The sequence below is a fragment of the Cupriavidus necator N-1 genome (assembly GCF_000219215.1).
In the GTDB taxonomy this organism is placed as follows: Bacteria; Pseudomonadota; Gammaproteobacteria; order Burkholderiales; family Burkholderiaceae; genus Cupriavidus; species Cupriavidus necator.
In genome coordinates this window covers 1,993,327-2,009,014 of sequence record NC_015726.1, presented here as the reverse complement: position 1 = coordinate 2,009,014, position 15,688 = coordinate 1,993,327, and the positions used below count along the sequence as shown (strand labels likewise).

Here is a 15,688-nt window from a genome sequence, read left to right as displayed (position 1 = left end):
TGGCGAAGGTAGGCGCGCTTACATGGTTTCGGAGAACAGCTCGCGGCCGATCAGCATGCGGCGGATTTCCGAGGTGCCGGCGCCGATCTCGTACAGCTTGGCGTCGCGCCACAGGCGGCCGGCCGGGTATTCATTGATATAGCCGTTGCCGCCCAGAATCTGCACGGTCTCGCCCGCCATCCAGGTGGCCTTCTCGGCGGTGTACAGGATCACCGCGGCGCAGTCCTTGCGCACCTGGCGCACGTGACCGCTGCCCAGCGCGTCCAGGTTCTTGCCGACCGTGTACAGGTAGCTGCGCGCCGCCTGCAGCGTGGTGTACATGTCGGCCACCTTGCCCTGGATCAGCTGGAATTCGCCGATGCTCTGGCCGAACTGCTTGCGGTCGTGGATATACGGGGTAACCACGTCCATGCACGCCTGCATGATCCCGACCGGGCCGCCGGACAGCACCGCGCGCTCATAGTCCAGCCCGCTCATCAGCACCTTGGCGCCGCCGTTCTCGGCGCCGAGGATGTTCTCGACCGGCACTTCCACGTCCTGGAACACCAGCTCGCCGGTGTGCGAGCCGCGCATGCCCAGCTTGTCCAGCTTCTGCGCCACCGAGAAGCCCTTCATGCCCTTCTCGACGATAAAGGCGGTCATGCCGCGCGCGCCCAGCTCGGGCTCGGTCTTGGCGTAGACCACCAGCACGTCGCAGTCCGGGCCGTTGGTGATCCACATCTTGGTGCCGTTGAGCACATAGCGGTCGCCCTTGAGCTCCGCGCGCAGCTTCATGCTGACCACGTCGGAGCCGGCGTTGGGTTCGCTCATCGCCAGCGCGCCGATCCATTCGCCCGACACCAGCTTGGGCAGGTATTTGGCCTTCTGCGCCGGCGTGCCGTTGCGGTGGATCTGGTTCACGCACAGGTTGGAATGCGCGCCGTAGGACAGGCCCACCGAGGCCGAGGCGCGGCTGATTTCTTCCATCGCGATCATGTGCGCCAGGTAGCCCATGTTGGCGCCGCCGTATTCCTCGGCCACGGTGATGCCGAGCACGCCCAGGTCGCCCATCTTCTTCCAGGCGGCCATCGGGAACTGGTCGGTGCGGTCGATCTCGGCGGCGCGCGGGGCCAGTTCGGCCTGGGCCCAGTCGCGCACGGAATCGCGCAGCATTTCGATGTCTTCGCCAAGGTCGAACTTGAGGCCGGGGAGGGTGTTCATAGCGGTGTCGTCTCTGGTGTTGTCTGTGGGATCGGGGGAATGGCTGGCGCCGTGCATCGGCGCCAGCGCGTCAGGCCGTCCTGGATTCGCTGAGTTTCAGGTCCCGCGTCATGCGCTCGCGCATCACGAATTTCTGTACCTTGCCGGTGATGGTCATGGGCATCTCGTCGACAAAGCGGATGTAGCGCGGGATCTTGTAGTGCGCGATCTGGTCGCGGCAGAAATCGCGGATCTCGTCCTCCGTGGCGCTCGCGCCTGGCTTGAGCACGATCCACGCGCAGACTTCCTCGCCGTACTTCTGGTCGGGAACGCCGAACACCTGGACCGCCTGGACCTTCGGATGACGGAACAGGAACTCCTCGATCTCGCGCGGGTAGATGTTCTCGCCGCCGCGAATCAGCATGTCCTTCACGCGGCCAACGATGTTGCAGTAGCCTTCCGCGTCGATGGTGGCGAGGTCGCCGGTGTGCATCCAGCCGTCGCGGATGGCTTCGGCGGTACGCGCCTCGTCATCCCAGTAGCCCAGCATCACCGAATAGCCGCGGGTACACAGCTCGCCGGTTTCGCCTACCGGGACCGTGGCACCTGTCGCGTCCACGATCCTGACCTCGAGGTGCGGCTGGATGCGGCCCACCGTGGTGGTGCGCTTGTCCAGCGGATCGGTGGTGCTGCTCTGGAAGGAAACCGGACTGGTCTCCGTCATGCCGTAGGCGATGGTCACCTCGGACATGTGCATCTGCGACACCACGCGCTTCATGGTTTCGATCGGGCAGGGTGACCCTGCCATGATGCCGGTGCGCAGGGAAGAGAAGTCGTACTGCGAGAAATTCGGGTGATCGAGCTGGGCAATGAACATGGTCGGCACGCCATGCAGTGCCGTGCAGCGTTCTTCGCTGACTGCCTGCATGGTGGCTTCCGGCTCGAAGGCCTGGCCGGGGAACACCATTGCCGCGCCCGAGGACACGCAGGCCAGCACCGCCAGGACCATGCCGAAGCAGTGATAGAAGGGCACCGGGATGCAGAGCTTGTCCTGCTCGGAGAAACGCATCGCCATGGCAATGAAGCGTGCGTTGTTGACGATATTGCGATGGGTCAGCGTGGCGCCCTTGGGCGCACCGGTAGTGCCACTGGTGAACTGCACGTTGATCGGGTCATGGCGATCCAGCTGTGCCGTGATGGCATCCAGCGTTGCCCGCGCCACGCCCGTGCCGCGCGCAATCACATCGGCATAGCGGAGCATCCCGGGTGTATGGTCGTCGCCCATGCGGATGACGCAGCGCAGTGCCGGCAGCCGCGCCGCCTGCAGTTCGCCCGGCGCGCAGGTGGCCAGTTCCGGGGCGAGTACCTGGAGCATCTCCAGGTACCGTGAGGTCTTGAAGGCTTCCGCCGCGACGATCGCCTTGACGCCCACCTTGTTCAGCGCGTACTCCAGCTCGGACAGGCGGTAGGCGGGATTGATGTTCACCAGCACCAGCCCCAGCCGCGCCGTGGCGAACTGGGTGACCAGCCACTCGACCCGGTTGGGGGACCAGATGCCGACTCGGTCGCCTCTGGCCAGCCCAAGCGTGTGCAGGCCTGCCGCCAGCGCGTCCACGGCATCGCAGAATTCGCGCCAGTTCCAGCGCACCCCTTGCTCGCGAAAGGCAACGGCATCCCGCTCGGGGTAGCGAGCCACCGCTTGCGCCAGCAACTCCGGCACGGTCTGTTCCGACAGCGGAATGGTGGTGTCCCCCCTCACATGCGAAAGCCCGCCAATCGGCAGGATGGTGGGAGAGGACTCGGCCTGCATCGTCATACTTGTCTCCAAAGCCCGGTTGTGGTTCGTCACGTCGGATATTTGTGAGTGTTACTCAATAAACAGCGTATCGATGGATTCTGGGGTGGCGTCCCCGGGTTTTCCCGGATATTTGCGGCGCGGTTGTCTTATTTTGAGCTATTCCTTCGACGTTCGCCTGACGCTCGTTGCTGCGATAATCGAAAAATACATGGTGCCAATCGAAATGGCAACCTAAAATTGAGTAAAGCTCAAGTCAGGGTTGAGCCGGCCCTATAATCTCGCCTTCGGGCAAGCAAGGACTCAATCAAGATGGAAGACGTCACATCGCCCCGCCGTGTGCCGGCGGGCGCCAAGGCGGAACAACGCATCCGGGACATCCTGCGCGTCAGCCGCGAGGTATTCGCCGAACTCGGCTATGAGCGGACCACGACCACCGAGATCGCCCAGCGCCTGGGCATCTCCGAGGGCACGGTGTTCACCTACTTCCATGGCAAGCGCGAGCTATGCGCACGCGTGATCGAGGACTGGTATGACGAGATCATCGGCACCGTGGAACAAGGCATGCCGCACGGGCAGAGCACAAAGGTGCAGCTGGAGTTCTATGTCAGGACACACCTGAGGTTGTTCCTGATCCAGGGAACGGGCTTGTGTGCGCTGGTGTTGTCGGAGGGGCGTGCCAAAGGGCCGGGGCTGGGAGAGGTGTTCGTACCGCTGCAGCGCCGCTATACGGCGCCGTTGATGGACTTGCTGGCGCGGGCGCGGGACAACGGCGAGATCCGGGATGACCTGCCGTTGAGCCTGCTGCGCTCGGCAATCCTCGGCCCGATGGAGCACATCCTGTGGGACGCGATCGCCCGGCAGCGGCAAGTGGATATCGAGAAGACGGCCAGGGATATGGTGGCGTTGTTGTGGCCCGCCTTGCTGCCTGTAGACGTCGAGGTGGAGAAATTGCGCGCATTCTATGGAGAAGTCGGCGCGGCGTTGAGACGGGCGGGCAACGGTTGACGTGCGGCGCGCCTTGAAGCGGCGGTCCACTAATCCACTGATCTAGTTCTTGCGAGGGACCCTTGCCGGATTCATGCGCCGCCATGCGCGATCGCCTGCTGGAAGCGCCGTGAGCGCGACACCTCTCTGCAGAGAAACGGGGGCGCGTTGAACGGGAAACCCGCGTGTCGAGCTACGCGGCGGGGTTGCTGGTCTGCCAGCAAGGCGCAGCGGCCCTGCACGTCTTCGAATAGGCGTTAATCTACAAGGGCGAACGTCCGCCGATTTCCATTGATGGCAGCCCCAGGAGCGCGCGCGCCTGGGCCACTGTCGCCACGGGGCGCCCATATTCCTCGCACAAGGCCGCCACCTGGCTGACCAGGGCGGCGTTTGAGGGCGCCAGTGTCTGCTTGTCAAGCCGCACATTGTCTTCGAGGCCGGTGCGGCAGTGGCCGCCCAGTTCGAGCGACCAGCGCGCCATCGTCAACTGGTCCCGGCCGATGCCAGCGCCGGTCCAGGTCGCATCGGGTGCCAGGCGCCGCAGGGTGTGCACGTAGAAGGCGAGCACCTCACGATCGACCGGCATCGCATTCTTGATCCCCATCACGAACTGGATATGCAGCGCGCCGTCGATCTTGCCGGCCTGTTGCATGGCCACCGCCTGGAAGATCATCGACAGGTCGAAGGCCTCTATCTCGGGCTTGATGGCGTAGGCCTTCATTTCCGCGGCGAGCCAGTCCACCAGATCTGGCGGATTGTCATAGACGCGTGTCGGGAAATTAACCGAGCCGGTGGCAAGCGAGGCCATGTCCGGCCGCAGCGACAGCATCCCCCCTCGCTCCCTTCCCGCGCCGGAGCGGCCGCCGGTGGAGGCCTGCGTGATGATGCCCGGCGCATGCTTGCGGATGCCCTCCAGCACGCGGGCAAAGCGGTCCGGCTCGGAGGAGGGCGTCTCGTCGTCATTGCGCACGTGCAGGTGGACGAGCGTGGCGCCCGCCTCGAAGGCGGCCTGGGTGGATTCGACCTGCTCGCTGACCGTGATCGGCACGGCAGGGTTGTCACGCTTGCGCGGCAGCGAGCCGGTGATGGCGACGGAGATGATGCAGGGCTGGGTCATGTCGGCTCCGGTAAGGATGTATGGCATCACGCCTGTGACAGGAAGCGGATCACCGCGTGCGAAAACGCCTCGGGCAACTCCCAGTTGGACAAATGCGCGGCGTTGAGCGCGAGGTATTCGGCGTCGGCAATGCCTTGCGCCAGCTCGCGGCCCTGTTCCGGCGTGGTAGCGGCATCCTGCGCACCCGCGATCACCAGCACGCGCGAGCGGATGCCTGGCAGCAGGCCGCGCAGGTCGGCATCGCGCACGGCGGCGCAGTTGGCGATATAGCCGTCGGCATCCGTAGTTGCGAGCATGTCGAGGACGGGTGCCATACGCGCCGGATCGCCTGCCAGCGCGGCCGGCGTAAACCAGCGTGCCAGCACGCCCCCGGCAATCTCCGCCATGCCCTCGTTGCGGACGCGCTCGATACGCGTGTTCCACCCGGACGCCGGGCCGATCAGCGCCGCGGTATTCGCCAGCACGAAGCGGCCGAAGCGTTCGGGGTGATGGCGTGCCAGCCAGATGCCGGTCATGCCGCCCATCGACAGGCCGCAGAAGTGGGCGTGCTCGACACCGGCATGGTCCATCACCGCCAGCACGTCGGCGCCCAGCTCGGCCATGCCGAACGGCGCTGCCGGCACGCCGGAGGCGCCATGGCCGCGCGTGTCGTAGCGCAGCACGCGGAAGCGCTCCAGCAGCGCCGGCATCTGCGGATCCCACATCGACAGGGTGGTGCCCAGCGAGTTGGACAGGACCAGCACCGGCGCGCCGGCCGGACCGTGAAGTTCATAGTGAAGGCGAAGCCCGTCGCGGGTGGCAAAGCGCATGACGTGGGCTCCCTCAGCGGATCGATGAAGGATGCGGCGCCAGCGGCGTGACGGCGATCTTCATGTATGGGAACAGCGGCAGCCCCGACAGCAGTGTGTGCAGCGCCTCGTTGGACTCGACGTCGAACACGCTGTAGTTGGCATACTCGCCGACCACGCGGTAGAGCTGCTGCCACTTGCCCTGGCGCTGCAGGTCCTGCGCATAGGCTTTCTCGCGCGCCTTGATGTCCTCCGCCTGCGCGGCGGGCATGTCGTGCGGCAAGTTTACGTCCATTCGTACCAGATACAGCATTGGTGTCTCCTCGCTTCGATTCTGATGGGGTCTGATTGCAGGTATTCAGGCACGGTCGCGCCGGTAGTGGGCGAGCTTGTCCTCGTCCAAGGCCATGCCGAGTCCAGGGCCCTGCGGCAGGTGCAACGCGAATTCGCGGTAGACGGGGCGCTCGGCCACGATGTCGTCCTTCAGCAGCAGCGGGCCGAACAGTTCGGTGCCCCATGCCAGTTGCGGCAAGGTCGCAAAGCCGTGGGCGGCGGCTATGGTGCCGATGCTGCCTTCGAGCATGGTGCCGCCATACAGCGCGATGCCGGCCGCATCGCCCACCGCGGCCGTACGCAGCATGCCGAAGATGCCGCCCGACTTGGCGATCTTCAGTGCGAACACGTCGGCGCCGCCGATGCGGGCCAGTTCCATCGCGTCCTCGGGCCCGCACACGGCTTCGTCGGCCATGATGGGCACCACGAAACGCGCCGCCAGGCGCGCCAGCGCGGCGCGTTGTTCGCGTGGCGTGGGCTGCTCGATCAGGTCGATGCCGGCGGCCTCCAGCATGGCAATGCCGGTGGCGGCATCCGCTTCGTTCCAGGCCTGGTTGACGTCCACCGTGACGCGCGCCCGCTCGCCCAGCGCGCGCTTGATCGCGGAAACGTGTGCCACGTCCTCGCGCACGCTGCGCCGGCCGATCTTGAGTTTGAAGGTGTCGTGGCGGCGCTCGGCGAGCAGGCGCTCTGCCTCGTCGATGTCCCGCGTGGTGTCGCCGCTGGCCAGTGTCCACAGCACCGGCAGGGTGTCGCGCACGGCGCCGCCCAGCAGTGTCGCCAGCGGCACGCCGAGACGCTTGCCCTGCGCGTCCAGCAGCGCGGTCTCGAGCGCCGACTTGGCGAAGCGGTTACCGCGTGCGACCTTGGCGAGGCGCGCCATGGCGCCATGCACATTGGCCGCATCCTGGCCCAGCAGCGCCGGTGCAAGGTAGCTGTCGATGGTCAGCTTGATGCCCTCGGGGCTCTCGTCGCCGTAGGAAAGACCGCCGATGGTGGTCGCCTCGCCGAGGCCTTCGATGCCGTCGGCACAGCGCAGGCGGACGATCACCAGCGTCTGCCGCTGCATGGTCGCCATGGCGAGCTGGTGCGGCCGGATGGTCGGAAGATCGACCAGGATGGCCTCGATGGACTCGATGGCCGTGATGCTTTGCTGCGTCGCCACTTTCATACCTTCCTGATGCAGTTGGATGTTGCATCGGAGTATGGATGGCTATTTTTTGGGTGTCCAAGACCGTTGGCATCTGATTCGATACCTCCAGAGTATGGACCGCCCGTTGCGCCTTATTCCTTCGGCGGCGGCAGGTAGGCCATGCCCTCATCCTCGTAGAGCTGGTAGATCATGTCCCGCAGCGAGCGCAGGTCGGCCGACTCGTCCAGCATGCGCGTGCTCATGATAATGGGCGACACCAGCTTGGGATCGTCCAGTTCCTTGTAAGTCACGTCGCCCCGCTTGAGCCCGTAGACGCTGCTCGGAACCACCGAGATGCCTTCGCCCATCGCCACCAGCCCGAGCGCGATCTGCAGCTCGCGCACCTCGTGCAGGCGGCGCGGCTTCAGGGCGCGGTCGTGGAAGGCGGCCAGCACCTGGTCGGCAAAGCTCGGGCGCGGCGCCTTGGGGAAGATGATGAGCGGCTCGCCGACCAGGTCGTGCAGCGCGAGCTCGGGCTTGGCGTCAGCCAGCGGATGGCCGACCGGCAGCGCCACGATCATGCGCTCCTCACGCAGCACCACGCGCCGCACCGACGGGTCTTCGTGGCGAATGCGCCCGAAGCCCACGTCGATGCGCCCCTCCTTGAGCGCCTTGATCTGGTCCATGGTCGACATCTCGTGCAGGCTCAGTTCGAGATCGGCGTGCATCTGCCGGAAGCGCCGGATGATCCGCGGCAGCATCCCGTACAGCGTGGAGCCGACAAAGCCAACCGACATCTTGTGCTCGATCTTGCCGACCCGCTTGGTCATCGCCTGCAGTTCCGCGGTCTGGGCCAGCAGTTGCAGCGCGTGGGTATAGAAGAAGCGCCCGGTGTCGGTCAGTTTCAGCGGGCGTGAGTGGCGCTCGAAGAGTTGCACACCCAGGTCGTCCTCCAGTTGCTGGATCTGGCGCGACAGCGGCGGCTGTGCGATATGCAGCCGCTCGGCCGCCCGGGTGAAGTTGCGTTCCTCTGCCACGGCCACGAAGTAACGCAGGTGCCGCAATTCCAAGACTATACCTCCTGAGTATCGAGCGGATACTAAATCAGTGTTGGACTGCCAAAACTGCCGTTGACTATGCTCCATCCGTGCCCGGAAGACAAGCTCGATACCTGCAAAGCATGAACCCGGACCGCAACCACAACTATGGAGACCCCCATGACTCACTCGGAAATCGACGCCCTGGTCCACAGCTTTATCGTCGCCACCGGCACGCAAGGCACCCCCGACCCGCGCGTGCAGCAGGTGGTAGTCCGCCTGACCGCGGACCTGTTCAAGGCGATCGAGGACCTCGACCTGAGCGCCAGCGAGGTCTGGAAGGGCATTGAGTACTTCGCCGAGGCGGGCGCCACCCAGGAGTTGGGCCTGCTCGCCGCTGGCCTGGGGCTGGAACGCTTCCTCGACGTCCGCGCCGACGAGGCTGAAGCCCGCGCCGGCCTGACCGGCGGCACGCCGCGCACCATCGAAGGCCCGCTCTACGTGGCCGGCGCCCCGGAAAGCACCGGCTTTGCCCGGCTCGACGACGGCAGCGACGACGGCAAGGGCGAGGTCCTGTTCATGCAAGGCACGGTGTACGGCGCCGACGGCAAGCCGCTGCCCGGTGCCAGGGTCGAGGTGTGGCATGCCAACCTGATGGGCAACTACTCGTTCTTCGACAAGACCCAGTCGCACTTCAACCTGCGCCGCACCATCGTCACCGACGCCAACGGCCGCTACCAGTTCCGCAGCAACGTGCCAAACGGCTACGGCTGCCCGCCGGAAGGCACCACCCAGCGCCTGCTGGACCAGCTCGCGCGCCACGGCCGGCGCCCGGCCCACATCCACTTCTTCGTGTCGGCGGACGGCCACCGCAAGCTGACCACGCAGATCAACATCGACGGCGACGAATACCTGTGGGACGACTTCGCCTTCGCCAGCCGCGAGGGGCTGGTGCCGGCGGTGACCCGCGTCACCGACGCCGCCGCGCTCGACAAACACGGCGTGGACAAGCCGTTTGCCTCGATCGACTTCGATTTCCGGCTGCTGCCGGAGCAGGCCGGCGCCCCCGCCGCCGAGGTGGAGCGCCAGCGCGCCGCTGCCTGATATTCCGTAGTGCCGCCCGCCGCGCGGGCCGGCAGATCCAGTCCGGGCGGCAGCGCCATGCGCAGCGCCGTCCCGCAGACAGACATCGGCAGGAGACAACTCCATGATCCCCATCTATCCGGAGGGCAAGGCCCCCGTTCGCCCCAGCGCCAGGCGCCTCGACCTCGATGCCTTCCTGGTGGAAGACAAGGCAAGCGGCGACTACCGCCTGCACCGCCAGGCCTTTACCGACGAAGACCTGTTTGAACTCGAGATGAAGCACATCTTCGAGGGCAACTGGATCTACCTGGCGCACGAAAGCCAGATCCCGAACAACAACGACTACTACACCACCCATATCGGCCGCCAGCCGGTGGTGATCGCGCGCAATCGCCAGGGCGAGCTGAACGCCTTCATCAACGCCTGCAGCCACCGTGGCGCCATGCTGTGCCGCCACAAGCGCGGCAACAAGGCCACCTATACCTGCCCGTTCCACGGCTGGACCTTCAACAACAGCGGCAAGCTGCTGAAGGTGAAGGATCCCGAGAACGCCGGCTATCCTGACTGCTTCAACAAGGAAGGCTCGCACGACCTGAAGAAGGTGGCGCGCTTCGAAAACTACCGCGGCTTCCTGTTCGGCAGCCTGAACGCGGACGTGCCGCCGCTGCAGGATTTCCTCGGCGAAGCGGCGCGCGTCATCGACATGATCGTTGACCAGTCGGCCGACGGGCTCGAGGTGCTGCGCGGCTCGTCCACCTACACGTTCGAGGGCAACTGGAAGCTGCAGGCCGAGAACGGCGCCGATGGCTACCATGTGTCGGCGGTGCACTGGAACTACGCTGCGACCACCAGCCAGCGCAAGCAGAAGAACGCGCAGGAAGACAAGATCCGCGCCATGGACGCCGGCAAGTGGGGGCAGCAGGGCGGTGGCTTCTACGCCTTCGAGCACGGCCACATGCTGCTGTGGACGCGCTGGGCCAACCCGCAGGACCGCCCCAACTTCAGCCGCCGCGAGGAATTCGCCGAGCGCTGCGGCGCGGAGACCGCGGACTGGATGATCCAGAACTCGCGCAACCTGTGCCTCTACCCCAACGTCTACCTGATGGACCAGTTCGGCTCTCAGATCCGCCTGCTGCGTCCGCTGGCCGTCGACAAGACCGAGGTCACCATCTACTGCATCGCGCCGAAGGGCGAATCCGACGAGGCGCGCGCGCGCCGCATCCGCCAATACGAGGATTTCTTCAACGTCAGCGGCATGGCCACGCCCGACGACCTTGAGGAGTTCCGCGCTTGCCAGCAGGGCTACGCCGGGCAGGCACTGGCCTGGAACGACATGTGCCGCGGCGCGAAGCACTGGATCGACGGTGCCGACGAGGCCGCGCAGCGCATCGGACTCAAGCCCGTGATGAGCGGGGTGCGTACCGAGGACGAGGGCCTCTACACAGTGCAGCACCGCTACTGGCTGGACGTGATGAAGAAGGCCGTGGCAGAGCAATCCGCCGAAGCCGCGAATGAAGCCACCGACGCCGCCGCAGGGAGCGCAGCATGAGCACCGCCGACATCACCTTCGACAAACCGGTCGACGTGGCCGCCATCCAGTCCTTCCTGTACCGCGAGGCACGGCTGCTGGATGACGAAGAGTGGGACGCATGGATTGAGTGCTATCACCCCGACGCAAAGTTCTGGATGCCCTGCTGGGATGACGACGGCAAGCTGATTACCGACCCGCAGCGCGAGATCTCGCTGATCTATTACCCGACCCGCCAGGGCCTGGAGGATCGCGTGTTTCGCATCAAGACCGAGCGCTCCAGCGCCACCATTCCGGACACTCGCACCAGCCACAACCTGAGCAACGTCGAAGTGCTCGGGGTGGAGGGCGACACCTGCACCGTGCGTTTCAACTGGCACACGCTCAGCCATCGCTACCAGACCACCTACAGCTACTTCGGCATGTCGCGCTACACGCTCGACCTCTCCGGCGGGCAGCCGCGCATCCTGGACAAGTATGTCGTGCTCAAGAACGACTACATCAACCAGGTCATCGACATCTATCACATCTGATCCAGGCTGGAGGACCGCGCCATGGAACACACCATCGCCCTGCAATTCGAGGACGGCGTCACCCGCTTCATCACCTGCGGCGAGCACGAGACCCTGTCCGATGCCGCCTACCGGCAGCAGATCAATATCCCGCTGGACTGCCGCGACGGCGCCTGCGGTACCTGCCGGGGGCTGTGCGAGTCGGGCAGCTATGACCTGCCGGCCTCGAGCTATATCGAGGATGCACTGACCGCAGAGGAAGCTGCCGAGGGCTACGTGCTGGCCTGCCAGACCCGTCCGCGTTCGGACTGCGTCATTCGCGTGCCCGCCTCGTCGGCCGCGTGCAAGACCGGCGTCACCACCTACCAGGGGACGCTGGCCGAGTTGGAACAGCTCTCCGATTCGACCATTGGCTTTTCCATCGACCTGGACGGGGCCGCCGGCCTGGATTTTCTGCCCGGCCAGTATGTCAATGTCGAGATCCCGGGCACCAGCCAGACGCGCTCCTATTCCTTCAGCTCGCCGCCCGGCAGCGCGCGCACCGGCTTCGTGGTGCGCAACGTGCCGGAAGGGCGGATGAGTACGTGGCTGACCAGCCAGGCGAAGGCCGGCGAGCGCGTGGCTATTTCGGGCCCCTACGGCAGCTTCTACCTGCGCGAGGTGGCGCGGCCGGTGCTGTTCCTGGCCGGCGGCACCGGCATCGCCCCCTTCCTGTCGATGCTCGATGTACTGGCCGCCAGCGGCTGTGCGCAGCCGGTGCGCATGGTCTACGGGGTCACCAACGACATCGACCTGGTGGTGCTGTCGCGCATCAATGCGGCCCAGGATGCCTTGCCTGGCTTCGAATACCGTACCTGTGTTGCTGACGCCGCCAGCAATCACGCCCGCAAGGGCTATGTCACAGCCCATGTGGACCCGGAATGGCTTAACGGCGGCGATGTCGACATCTACCTGTGTGGCCCCGTGGCGATGGTGGAGGCCGTGCGCGGTTGGCTGCAGCAGAGCGGCATCACGCCCGCCGGCTTCTACTATGAGAAGTTCTCGGCCAGCAACGCGGCATGAGCAAGGAGCACGACAACATGAGAACTGCTACACGCTTTGCCGGCAAAGCCATGATCGTGACCGGGGCCGCGCAAGGCATCGGCCGCGGCGTCGCACTGGCCGCCGCCGCCGAGGGCGCCTCGGTAGCGCTGGTCGACCGCTCGGCGCTGGTCGATGAAGTCGCGGCGCAGATCGTTGCCGCAGGCGGGCAGGCCATCGCAGTGCACGCTGACCTGGAGCGCTATGCCGGCGCCACGCAAATGGCGCAAGCGGCCGAAGCAGCCTTCGGCCGCATCGACATCCTCGTCAACAACGTGGGCGGCACAATCTGGGCCAAGCCCTTCCAGGCCTATGAGGAGGAGCAGATCGAAGCCGAGATCCGGCGCTCGCTGTTCCCCACGCTGTGGTGCTGCCGAGCGGTGCTGCCCGGCATGGTCGCGCGCCGGCAGGGCGTCATCGTCAACGTGTCGTCGATTGCCACGCGCAGCATCCACCGGGTGCCCTACGCGGCGGCCAAGGGCGGCGTCAACGCACTGACGGCCAGCCTCGCCTTCGAGCATGCGCACGAAGGCGTGCGCGTCAACGCAGTGGCCACCGGCGGCACTGAGGCACCGCCGCGCAGGATTCCGCGCAACATGGCAGCTCAGAGCGAGCAGGAGGCCATCTGGTACCAGGCCATCGTCGACCAGACCAGGGCCTCGAGCCTGATGCACCGCTATGGCACGATCGACGAACAGGTGCATGCCATCTTGTTCCTGGCCTCGGACGAGGCTTCGTACATTACCGGCACGGTCCTGCCGGTCGGCGGCGGGGATCAGGGTTGACGGTGGCATCGATTGGAGCGCAGTCCAACCGCCGAGGGACTGCAGCGTGTTGCATTGCTCGGCTTACAGCTTTCATTAGCAGATAGGAGTCAGATCATGAGCAAGCCCTCGATCATTCTGGTGCACGGCTTCTGGGGAGGTGCCGCGCATTGGGGAAAAGTCATCGTTGAACTGGCGCGAAAGGGGTATACGAGCGTCCGCGCCGTTGAAATGCCGCTGACATCGCTTGCTGACGACGTCGAGCGTACCCGCAAGATGATTGCCCAGCAGAAAGGGCCGGTCCTCCTAGTGGGGCATTCATACGGTGGTGCTGTGATAACCCAGGCGGGTGACCAGCCCAATGTGGTGGGGCTTGTGTATATCGCGGCGTTTGCGCCAGATGCGGGGGAGAGCCCTGGTGGCCTTACGCAGCAGCATCTTCCGGTTGCGGCTCCCAATCTCGAACCCGACAGCGACGGCTACTTGTGGCTCAAGTCCGATAAGTTCCATGAGAGCTTCTGCCAGGATCTTTCGCCCGACGACGCGCTGGTGATGGCGGTGACGCAGAAGGCGCCGCTTGCAAGCACCTTCGGCGACATCATCACGACGCCGGCCTGGAAAAAGAAGCCGTCCTGGTACCAGATTTCCAGCGAAGACAGAATGATCGCCCCCGAAAACCAACTGAAGATGTCGGCCCGCCTCAATCCCCGGAAGGTCATTACTCTGGCGGCAAGCCATGCTTCGCTGGCTTCGAAGCCCGCCGAGGTTGCAGCGTTGATCGACGAAGCCGCGACCGACTCGGTCAAAGGATAGCGCCCTGAACGCCGGCGCCCGCCGGACCAGGCTGCGCAGTGCGCCGAACAGCGGAAAGCTGCGCGGGAATCAAGGGGAGCCCCCCGGCTACAGCATCGCTGAATGCAAATGATGCGGATTGTCGATCGTTTCCGCGATGATCCGCAGCGACTCCTCGATCTCATCGCGCTCGCCCGGGCCGCCCAGGCAGACACGAATCGCATCGGGCGGGTTGCCGTCGGTCGAGAAGGCGGCGGCCGACACCGCGCCGATGCCGCGCGAGCGCAGGTGGAGCGCCAGTTCCGACGGGCTCCACGCTGAAGCCGCCGGGATCGGCAGCCACAGGTGAAAGCCTTCCGGGTCCGCGTCATAGGCCAGGCCCTCGAGCACATGGCGCGCAATCAGCTGCCGCGCTGCGCTTTCGGCGCGGATGGCCTTGAGCATGTCGTCTACCGTTCCGTCCTTGATCCAGGATGTAGCGAGCAATGTGTTGATGGGGCTCGCCATCACCGTCGTTGCCCGCAGGGTGCCAGCCAGGCGCTGCGCCTGCCGGGCAGTGGGGGCGTGCAGGAACGCTATGCGCAACCCGGCGCCCAGGCATTTGGACAAGCCGGTGACGTAATACGTGAGTTCCGGGGCGAGCGCGGAAAACGTCTGCGGTGCCCGCAGCGGCAGCATGCCGTAGGCATCGTCCTCGATGATCGGCACGCTGTAGCGCAGCGCGACTTCGGCGAGTTGCCCGCGGCGTGCCTGCGGCATGGTGCGCGTGCTCGGGTTCTGGATGGTCGGATTGCAATAGAGCGCCGCGGGCTTCTGTGTCTTGCACATGGCTTCAAAGGCGTGGGCGAACGGGCCGTCCTCGTCGCCGGGCAGCGCCTGTAGCTGGATATTGAGCTGCGCGGCAATAGCCTTGATGCCGGGGTAGGCAAGCGCGTCGGCACAGATCGTCTGCGCCGGGCGCGCGAGCTGCGACAGCAGTGCGACCAGCGCGCTGTGGATGCCAGGCGTGACCAGCACGGTGTCCGCGCTGCATGCCGGCACCCAGCGGCGCAGCCATTTCGCGGCGACGGAGCGATCGGCCGGGGTGCCGCCGAAGTCCTGGTAGCGCAGCAGCGAGTAGGGGTCGGCGGCCTCCAGCAGTTGCGCCATGGTGGCACGAAGCCGCTCCGTCATCGCGGGCGGCTCCGGCGGCATGTTCATGGTCATCTCCGCACCCGTGCCGCCGCGCAGCGGCACCGCGGGCGCACGTCCGCGCACGTAAGTGCCACTTCCTGTCTTGGTGTCGATCAATCCCCGCTTCCTTGCTTCGCTGTAGCCGCGCGCCACGGTGGTGTAGTTCAGTTGCAGCGCTTCGGCCAGGTCGCGCAGCGGCGGCAGCCGGTCGCGCGCGCGCAGCTGGCCGTCGGCCAGTGCCTCCTCGATCAGGTCCGGAATCAGCAGATAGGCAGGCTTGGCACTGCCGGCGATACGTTTTACCCAATGGCTGGTCAGGTTGGACACCGTGGTCTCCCGCTGCGCGATGCGATGGAATTCAGTGCCTGAGGGTAGCATCCGAATGATC

The 15,688-nt window shown here is 65.6% G+C and carries 15 protein-coding genes; 7 read left to right on the top strand and 8 right to left on the bottom strand.

The genetic code is table 11. The features are described from left to right. Window positions 1–18 precede the first annotated feature (18 nt). The gene (locus CNE_RS09460) at window positions 19–1,200 is read right to left on the bottom strand and encodes an isovaleryl-CoA dehydrogenase (protein ID WP_013956911.1); all 1,182 of its coding nucleotides are present in this window, start codon (window positions 1,198–1,200) and stop codon (window positions 19–21) included. Window positions 1,201–1,270: 70 nt separating this feature from the next. Continuing rightward, the gene (locus CNE_RS09455; RefSeq protein WP_013956910.1) at window positions 1,271–2,995 is read right to left on the bottom strand and encodes an AMP-binding protein; all 1,725 of its coding nucleotides are present in this window, start codon (window positions 2,993–2,995) and stop codon (window positions 1,271–1,273) included. 291 nt (window positions 2,996–3,286) lie between these two features. Here CNE_RS09455 and CNE_RS09450 point away from each other — a divergent pair, with 291 nt between their 5' ends. Further along, window positions 3,287–3,982, top strand: coding sequence for a TetR/AcrR family transcriptional regulator (locus CNE_RS09450; protein ID WP_013956909.1), 696 nt, complete (start codon window positions 3,287–3,289; stop codon window positions 3,980–3,982). Window positions 3,983–4,223: 241 nt separating this feature from the next. Here CNE_RS09450 and CNE_RS09445 read toward each other — a convergent pair whose 3' ends face one another. The 5 genes from CNE_RS09445 to CNE_RS09425 all read right to left on the bottom strand — a co-directional run bounded on the left by CNE_RS09445 (window position 4,224) and on the right by CNE_RS09425 (window position 8,401). Beyond that, window positions 4,224–5,078: a BKACE family enzyme gene (locus tag CNE_RS09445; RefSeq protein ID WP_013956908.1), complete on the bottom strand. Its 855-nt coding sequence runs from the start codon at window positions 5,076–5,078 to the stop codon at window positions 4,224–4,226. 26 nt (window positions 5,079–5,104) lie between these two features. After that, window positions 5,105–5,887, bottom strand: coding sequence for a 3-oxoadipate enol-lactonase (gene pcaD / locus CNE_RS09440; RefSeq protein ID WP_013956907.1), 783 nt, complete (start codon window positions 5,885–5,887; stop codon window positions 5,105–5,107). Between the two features lie 13 nt (window positions 5,888–5,900). Then, window positions 5,901–6,179, bottom strand: coding sequence for a muconolactone Delta-isomerase (gene catC / locus CNE_RS09435; RefSeq protein ID WP_013956906.1), 279 nt, complete (start codon window positions 6,177–6,179; stop codon window positions 5,901–5,903). A gap of 45 nt (window positions 6,180–6,224) precedes the next feature. Continuing rightward, window positions 6,225–7,370, bottom strand: a complete 1,146-nt coding sequence (locus CNE_RS09430) for a muconate/chloromuconate family cycloisomerase (RefSeq protein ID WP_013956905.1) — start codon at window positions 7,368–7,370, stop codon at window positions 6,225–6,227. Window positions 7,371–7,483: 113 nt separating this feature from the next. Beyond that, entirely contained in the window at window positions 7,484–8,401 is a 918-nt protein-coding gene (locus CNE_RS09425; RefSeq protein WP_010811734.1) for a LysR family transcriptional regulator, read from the bottom strand. Window positions 8,402–8,548: 147 nt separating this feature from the next. On the opposite strand from CNE_RS09425, the gene catA reads away from it, so the two are divergent. From catA to CNE_RS09395, 6 genes are all read left to right on the top strand, one after another. Then, window positions 8,549–9,472: a catechol 1,2-dioxygenase gene (catA, locus tag CNE_RS09420; protein WP_041227938.1), complete on the top strand. Its 924-nt coding sequence runs from the start codon at window positions 8,549–8,551 to the stop codon at window positions 9,470–9,472. 103 nt (window positions 9,473–9,575) lie between these two features. Then, window positions 9,576–11,000 (top strand): benzoate 1,2-dioxygenase large subunit, encoded by a 1,425-nt coding sequence (gene benA / locus CNE_RS09415; protein ID WP_013956903.1) that lies wholly within the window; start codon window positions 9,576–9,578, stop codon window positions 10,998–11,000. Beyond that, the gene (gene benB / locus CNE_RS09410) at window positions 10,997–11,512 is read left to right on the top strand and encodes a benzoate 1,2-dioxygenase small subunit (RefSeq protein WP_013956902.1); all 516 of its coding nucleotides are present in this window, start codon (window positions 10,997–10,999) and stop codon (window positions 11,510–11,512) included. Before benA ends, benB begins: the two co-directional genes overlap by 4 nt. 21 nt (window positions 11,513–11,533) lie before the next feature. After that, the gene (benC, locus tag CNE_RS09405) at window positions 11,534–12,553 is read left to right on the top strand and encodes a benzoate 1,2-dioxygenase electron transfer component BenC (protein ID WP_013956901.1); all 1,020 of its coding nucleotides are present in this window, start codon (window positions 11,534–11,536) and stop codon (window positions 12,551–12,553) included. 17 nt (window positions 12,554–12,570) lie between these two features. Next, entirely contained in the window at window positions 12,571–13,356 is a 786-nt protein-coding gene (locus tag CNE_RS09400) for a 1,6-dihydroxycyclohexa-2,4-diene-1-carboxylate dehydrogenase (RefSeq protein WP_013956900.1), read from the top strand. Between the two features lie 96 nt (window positions 13,357–13,452). Next, window positions 13,453–14,148, top strand: coding sequence for an alpha/beta hydrolase (locus CNE_RS09395; protein ID WP_013956899.1), 696 nt, complete (start codon window positions 13,453–13,455; stop codon window positions 14,146–14,148). Window positions 14,149–14,235: 87 nt separating this feature from the next. Here CNE_RS09395 and CNE_RS09390 read toward each other — a convergent pair whose 3' ends face one another. After that, window positions 14,236–15,627 carry an aminotransferase-like domain-containing protein gene (locus CNE_RS09390; protein WP_013956898.1) on the bottom strand — a complete coding sequence of 464 codons (1,392 nt, stop codon included), beginning with the start codon at window positions 15,625–15,627 and terminating at the stop codon, window positions 14,236–14,238. Window positions 15,628–15,688 lie beyond the last annotated feature (61 nt).